The sequence below is a fragment of the Bradyrhizobium sp. genome, assembly GCF_017881085.1.
GTDB lineage: Bacteria > Pseudomonadota > Alphaproteobacteria > Rhizobiales > Xanthobacteraceae > Bradyrhizobium.
Map to the genome: position 1 here is coordinate 1 of NZ_JADGRI010000327.1, position 5,813 is coordinate 5,813.

6 protein-coding genes are annotated in these 5,813 nt (G+C 64.8%); 2 read left to right on the forward strand and 4 right to left on the reverse strand.

Annotated elements, in window-relative coordinates:
• Window positions 1-19: 19 nt before the first annotated feature.
• Window positions 20-577, forward strand: a complete 558-nt coding sequence (locus QZ213_RS23475; RefSeq protein ID WP_291688474.1) for a F0F1 ATP synthase subunit B' — start codon at window positions 20-22, stop codon at window positions 575-577.
• 14 nt (window positions 578-591) lie between these two features.
• Window positions 592-1,077, forward strand: a complete 486-nt coding sequence (locus QZ213_RS23480; protein WP_291688475.1) for an ATP F0F1 synthase subunit B — start codon at window positions 592-594, stop codon at window positions 1,075-1,077.
• A 64-nt stretch (window positions 1,078-1,141) separates the two neighbouring features.
• On the opposite strand, the gene QZ213_RS23485 is transcribed toward QZ213_RS23480, so the two are convergent.
• From QZ213_RS23485 to thrC, 4 genes are all read right to left on the reverse strand, one after another.
• On the reverse strand, window positions 1,142-1,828 hold the full coding sequence (locus QZ213_RS23485) for a hypothetical protein (protein WP_291688470.1): 687 nt from the start codon (window positions 1,826-1,828) through the stop codon (window positions 1,142-1,144).
• 123 nt (window positions 1,829-1,951) lie between these two features.
• Complete coding sequence (locus QZ213_RS23490) at window positions 1,952-2,539, reverse strand: GNAT family protein (protein ID WP_291688471.1); 588 nt, start codon at window positions 2,537-2,539, stop codon at window positions 1,952-1,954.
• Between the two features lie 47 nt (window positions 2,540-2,586).
• Complete coding sequence (locus QZ213_RS23495; RefSeq protein ID WP_291688472.1) at window positions 2,587-3,876, reverse strand: pitrilysin family protein; 1,290 nt, start codon at window positions 3,874-3,876, stop codon at window positions 2,587-2,589.
• Window positions 3,873-5,291 (reverse strand): threonine synthase, encoded by a 1,419-nt coding sequence (gene thrC / locus QZ213_RS23500; RefSeq protein ID WP_291688473.1) that lies wholly within the window; start codon window positions 5,289-5,291, stop codon window positions 3,873-3,875. Before thrC ends, QZ213_RS23495 begins: the two co-directional genes overlap by 4 nt.
• Between the last annotated feature and the right edge of the window lie 522 nt (window positions 5,292-5,813).

Consider the following 5,813-nt stretch of genomic DNA (forward strand, 5'->3'; position numbering starts at 1 on the left):
GGCCGAACAGGAGAAGCCCGTGGCTGAGAGTCATGGCGACGCCAAGGGCGCGACAGCCCACACCGAGGCAGAGGGCGGCCACAAGGCCCCCTTCCCGCCTTTTCAGAAGGACACCTTTGCTTCGCAACTGGTGTCGCTGGTTATCGCGTTTGTCGCGCTTTATCTGATCGTCTCGAAAATTGCGCTGCCGCGCGTCGGCGGTCTCCTCGACGCGCGTCAGAAAGCGCTTGAGGGCGATCTTTCCGAGGCGCAGAAACTGAAGGATGCCTCCGGCGATGCGCTGAAGGCCTATGAAAGCGAACTTGCCGCCGCCCGCTCCCGCGCGCAGGCGATCAGCGCCGAGACCCGTGAAAAGCTGAACGCGGCGTCCGAGGCCGAGCGCAAGACTCTGGAAGAGCGGCTTTCGGTAAAGCTCGCCGAAGCCGAAATAACCATTGCGTCGACGCGCGAAGCCGCGATGAGCAACGTCCGCGGCATTGCCGCGGAGGCGGCCGCCGCGATCGTGCAGCGGCTTACCGGCCTCGTGCCCGACGGCAAGTCGGTCGACAGCGCCGTCGACGCGTCGTTGAAGGGATAACGTCCATGCCCGAGATGTTCGCGGAACCGGAATTCTGGGTCGCCGTCGCCTTCGTCATCCTGATGGGCGTATTCGCCTATCTCGGCGTCCACCGCACGGTACTGAAGGCGCTCGATCATCGCAGCGAACGCATCAAGTCCGAGCTCGACGACGCCCGCCGGCTCAAGGAAGAGGCCGCCAAACTGCTGGCGGAATACAAGGCCCGTCACGCCAGCGCGGAACGCGAGGCGCAGGACATCATTGCGTCGGCGAAAGCCGAGGCCGAGCGCATCGCGGCCGAAGCCAAGACCAAGATGGAAGATTTTGTCGTCCGGCGCACCAAGACCGCCGAAAGCAAGATCGCGCTGGCCGAAGCCCAGGCGCTGGCCGACGTCCGCGCGGCTGCGGCCAACGCCGCCGTCACGGCGGCTTCCACCATCATGTCGCAATCGGTCAAGGGCGGGCTCGCCGATGATCTTCTGGCCAAGGGTATTGCGGAAGTCCGCGCCAAGCTGAACTGACGAATTATCATTGGTGTAACGACAACCGGCCGGCGCGAGATGATCGCGCCGGTTTTTTGCGGGCTTACTTCTTCTTCTTCGCCGCTCTCGCCGGCCGCTCCGGCGTCAGCGCCTGCGGATCGAAACCGATATAGAAGATGTAGGAATCGCCGGTCGCTGCGGGCGGCACCGGATAGACCATATCTTCCGCCACCAGGCTGAACGGCACGCTGCCTTGGTCGTTCATCGTCACCGTCGTCTTGAAAACCTTGGTGGTGATGGTCTTTTCCTGCACGCCGCCCTGCACCACGGCGACGCGAAGCGGAATCTCGACCGTCGTCGGATTTCCGGCCGGACCGGCGATGACGCGCCCGAGAATACCAATCCGGGCGGTGATCTGGTCGCCGTTCCTGGTGCAATCGCGCGCGGTGCGGGTGATCGACGCCTGATAGCGCAGATCGTTGCCGACCGCTTCCTTGCCGGGCACCCCCACCGCAAAGGTCGATGCCCCGGCGCGAATCGTGACGGGCGGACAGCTCAGTTCGTTGTCCACCGGCGACGGCGCGCTCTCCCCGACGGCTTGCGACTTCGAGCCGAACAGCTGGCTGAACCGGCTGCCGATCGAAGGGCTTGAACTGGTATCAGACGAGCTGCCGAGCATACTGCCGCCGCCGCAGCCCGAAAGAACCGCGCCCGCCACCGCCAGCGCCAGCGCCGTGCGCGGACGGCCCGCTTGGCCCATCGTCCGCATCGTCAGCCCGTTACGCATCATTCAGATGTCCCCAAAGACGTCCCGCGATAAGGCGCTTCCCTGAAGGGGAGCGCGCGGCTGGCGGGTTATACCAGCGCAATGGCGGCGAACCCAAGGCGGGTGCCATCATCTCGAAATCGACAGTTAACCGCGAAAATCCTCATGCAGGAGGCCGAACAGCAAATGGTCCTGCCAGACGCCGTTGATGCAGAGATAGCGCCGCGCCCGCCCCTCCCGGGTAAAGCCGCATTTCTCCAGCACCCGGATCGACGGCGCATTGGAAGGAATGCAGGCGGCCTCGATGCGATGCAAATTCAGTTCGCCGAACAGCGACGGCAGCAGCACGCGCAGCGCCGCCGTCATGTAGCCGCGATGCGCATGGGGCTGCCCGACCCAGTATCCGATAGTGCCGGCCTGCACGATGCCGCGGCGGACGTTGGCGAGCGTAATGCCGCCGATCATCGCACCGTCCGATTCCCGGAAAATGATGAAGGGATAAGAGCGGTCGGCGGCGATGTCCTCGGCATAACGGCGCAGCCGCCGCCGGAAGCCGGAGCGGGTCAGATCGTCGGAGGGCCAGATCGGCTCCCAAGGAGTCAGATATTCCCGGCTGTATTCGCGCAAATGCGCCCATTGCAGGAAATCCGACATTTGCGGCGCACGCAGCAACAGCCCCTGCCCGCGCGGGGCGAGCGCCGCCGGTCCGCTGGATGGAAGCCGAAACAGGGCCATGTCTGCTACTCCCCGCTAACCGAACCTGATCGCCGCGCCGGCCGCCGTCAATGCAGCAGCGACTTCGCCTTCGACCGGGTCAATCCTTCCGCAAAAGACACCGCCGTGTCCAGACCTCTTCCGCTGCCGAGCGCCACGACCGCCGGGCGGCTGCGCGACAACAGCCCCCGCGCGGCGTTCCGCGTCGACTCTACGCTGACGGCGTCGATCCGGGCCACCAGTTCTTCCACCGTCAGCGGCCGCCCATAGGCAAGGATATGGCGCGCCAGCTGCTCGGCGCGCGACGAGCAGCTCTCCAGCGCCATCAGCAGCCCCGCCTTCATCTGCGCCTTGGCGCGGGCGATCTCGGCCTCGGTCAGGGTTTCCACGGCGTCGTTGATGACGTCGACGATCACTTCCATCATCTCGGACGCGTCGCCAGGGTCGGTGCCGGTATAAAGCCCGAAAAAACCGGTGTCGCTGTAGGGCGCGTGGAAGGTATAGATCGAGTAGCACAGCCCGCGCTTCTCGCGCACTTCCTGGAACAGCCGCGACGACATCCCGCCGCCGAGCGTGTTGGTGAAGACCTGCAGCGAGAACAGCGACAGATCAGTCTGCGGCACGCCTTCCAGCGCCAGCGTCAGATGGGCCTGTTCGAGGTCGCGATGCACCACGCGGGAGCCGCCGGCGCCGAACATCGCCGCCTGCGGCTTCGGCGCCGGCGTGCCGTCGAAGCTCTTGAACCTTTCGGCGACCTCCTCGACCACCCGCTTGTGGTCGACCGCGCCGGCCGCGGCCACCACCATGTCGGGCCCGCGATAATGCGTCGAGAGATAGCCGCGCAGCGTGTCGCGATCGAACTCCTTCAGGGTCTTTGCGGTCCCGAGCAGCGAGCGCCCCATCGGCTGCTCCGGATAACAGAGCTCGTTGAGATGTTCGAACACCACGTCGTCGGGGGTGTCCTGCGCCGCACCGATCTCCTGCACGATGACGTTTTTTTCGCGCTCGAGTTCGTCCGGCACGAAGGAGGGATTGGCGAGAATGTCGGAGAGCACATCCAGCGCCAGCGGCACGTCGGCCTTCATCACCCTGGCATAATAGGCGGTGCTCTCGGTCGAGGTGCCGGCGTTGAGATCGCCGCCGACCGCCTCGATTTCCTCGACGATTTCGCGCGACGAGCGCCGCGTCGTGCCCTTGAACGCCATGTGTTCCAAAAGATGCGAGATGCCGTGTTCGTTCGGCTTTTCGTCGCGGCCGCCGACGCCGGTCCAGACGCCGAGCGCCGCGGTTTCCAGATGCGGCATGGTGTCGGTGATCACCGTGAGGCCCGAGGGAAGCTTGGTGACATCGACGCTCATCCGGTAACTCCTTGTTTCGCGGCGCGGCTGACCAAGCGAACGAACCGCTCCACTTCGACCTGATCGTTGGCCATGACCTTGATGTGCTCGGGCCTCGTCATCAAACCCTCGAGCCAGGGCGGCAGTTCCGGACGAACGCCGCAGGCGGCTTCCACCGCGTCGGGGAACTTCGCGGCATGCGCAGTCGACAGCACGATGTTGGGTATTTTCGAATCCGCCGTGTCGCGATCGGCCACCGCCAGCGCCACCGCGGTATGGGGATCGACGAGATCACCGGCCTCGCGCCAGGCGGCGCGGATCGCCGCACTGGTTTCGGTCTCGTCGGCCCGTCCGGCGTCGAATTCGGCGCGGATCGCGGCCAAGGTCGCGTCGGGAAGGACAAAACGCCCCGACTGTTTCAATGACGCCATCAGCCCGCGGACTTCCGCCGCATCACGGCCGCTGGCCTCGAACAGCAGCCGCTCGAAATTCGAGGACACCTGAATATCCATCGAGGGCGAGGCCGATGCGTGGACCTCGCGCACTTCATAGATGCCGGTCTTCAGCGTGCGCGGCAGGATGTCGTTGATGTTGGCGGCGATGCGCAACCAGCGGATCGGCAAGCCCATGCGCTTGGCGACGTAGCCTGCGAAGATGTCGCCGAAATTCCCGGTCGGCACCGTGAAATCCACCGTGCGCGACGGCGCGCCGAGCGCGACCGCCGAGGTGAAATAATACACCACCTGCGCCACGATCCGCGCCCAGTTGATGGAATTGACGCCCGACAGCGCGACCGCATCGCGAAACTGATGATGATTGAACAGTCCCTTCACGATCGCCTGGCAATCGTCGAAATGACCTTCGATCGCCAGCGCGTGCACGTTGGCGGCGCCTGACGTCGTCATCATCCGCCGCTGCACGTCTGAGATGCGGCCGTTCGGGAACAGCACGATCAGATCGACATTGCCAAGTCCCGCGAACGCATCGACCGCGGCGCCGCCGGTATCGCCCGAGGTGGCGACCACGATGGTGGTGCGCTGGGCGCGCTTGGCCAGCACGTGATCCATCAGCCGCGAGATCAGCTGCATCGCCACGTCCTTGAACGCGAGCGTCGGGCCGTGAAACAGCTCCAGCACGAATTGATTCGGGCTGATCTGGTCGAGCGGAACCACGGCGGGATGACGGAAGGTGGCATAGGCCTCGTTCGCCATGCGGCCGAGATCGGCATCGGAGATCTCGCCCCCGACGAACGGACGGATCACATCGACCGCGACTTCCCAATAGGGCCGGCCGAAGAATCCCGCGATGGTCCCGGGCGACAGCTGCGGCCAGGTTTCGGGCACGTAGAGGCCGCCGTCGCGGGCGAGCCCGGCCAGCATCACATCGCAGAAACCCAGCGCCGGGGCCTCCCCCCTTGTGGAAATATACCGCGTCAAGCCGCCCTCCAAAGGCTGCGGGTCACCGCCAAGCCTTTGATATTTATCGATAATCGAGTTCACGCCATGTGAGATCGCCGAGCACCATAAAGCGTTTTGCGGACAATGGGAAATGCCGCAATGGCGAGGGTCCCGCTCGCGCCGACCCGATGACGACCGGGCTGAACACGCAACCTCAGCGTCATTGCGAGCCAACGGGTCGGTAGGCAGTGACGATCTCCAGACATGCGTTTAACTCTCGCGGCGCGATGCGCCCGAGGCTTTGATGCATTTCTCGCCCCAGGAGGGCGCAGGGAATGCCGGGCGCCCGATGCGCCCGATAGCCGCGTGTGCAGAGGTAGTGGTAGAGAGCACACGCGTTAGTCAGGTCACACCGGAATCACCCGGCATTCCCCGCGCAATGGTTTTAACGGCTTCCTTCGTGCTCTTGTGTCTGCAAAATCTGGCAGAATGTGCGAACGGGCGGCTCTGACCAGCCGCCCGTCGCTGGATCTGAGCCCGTTCGTGCTCAAAGGCCGCAAG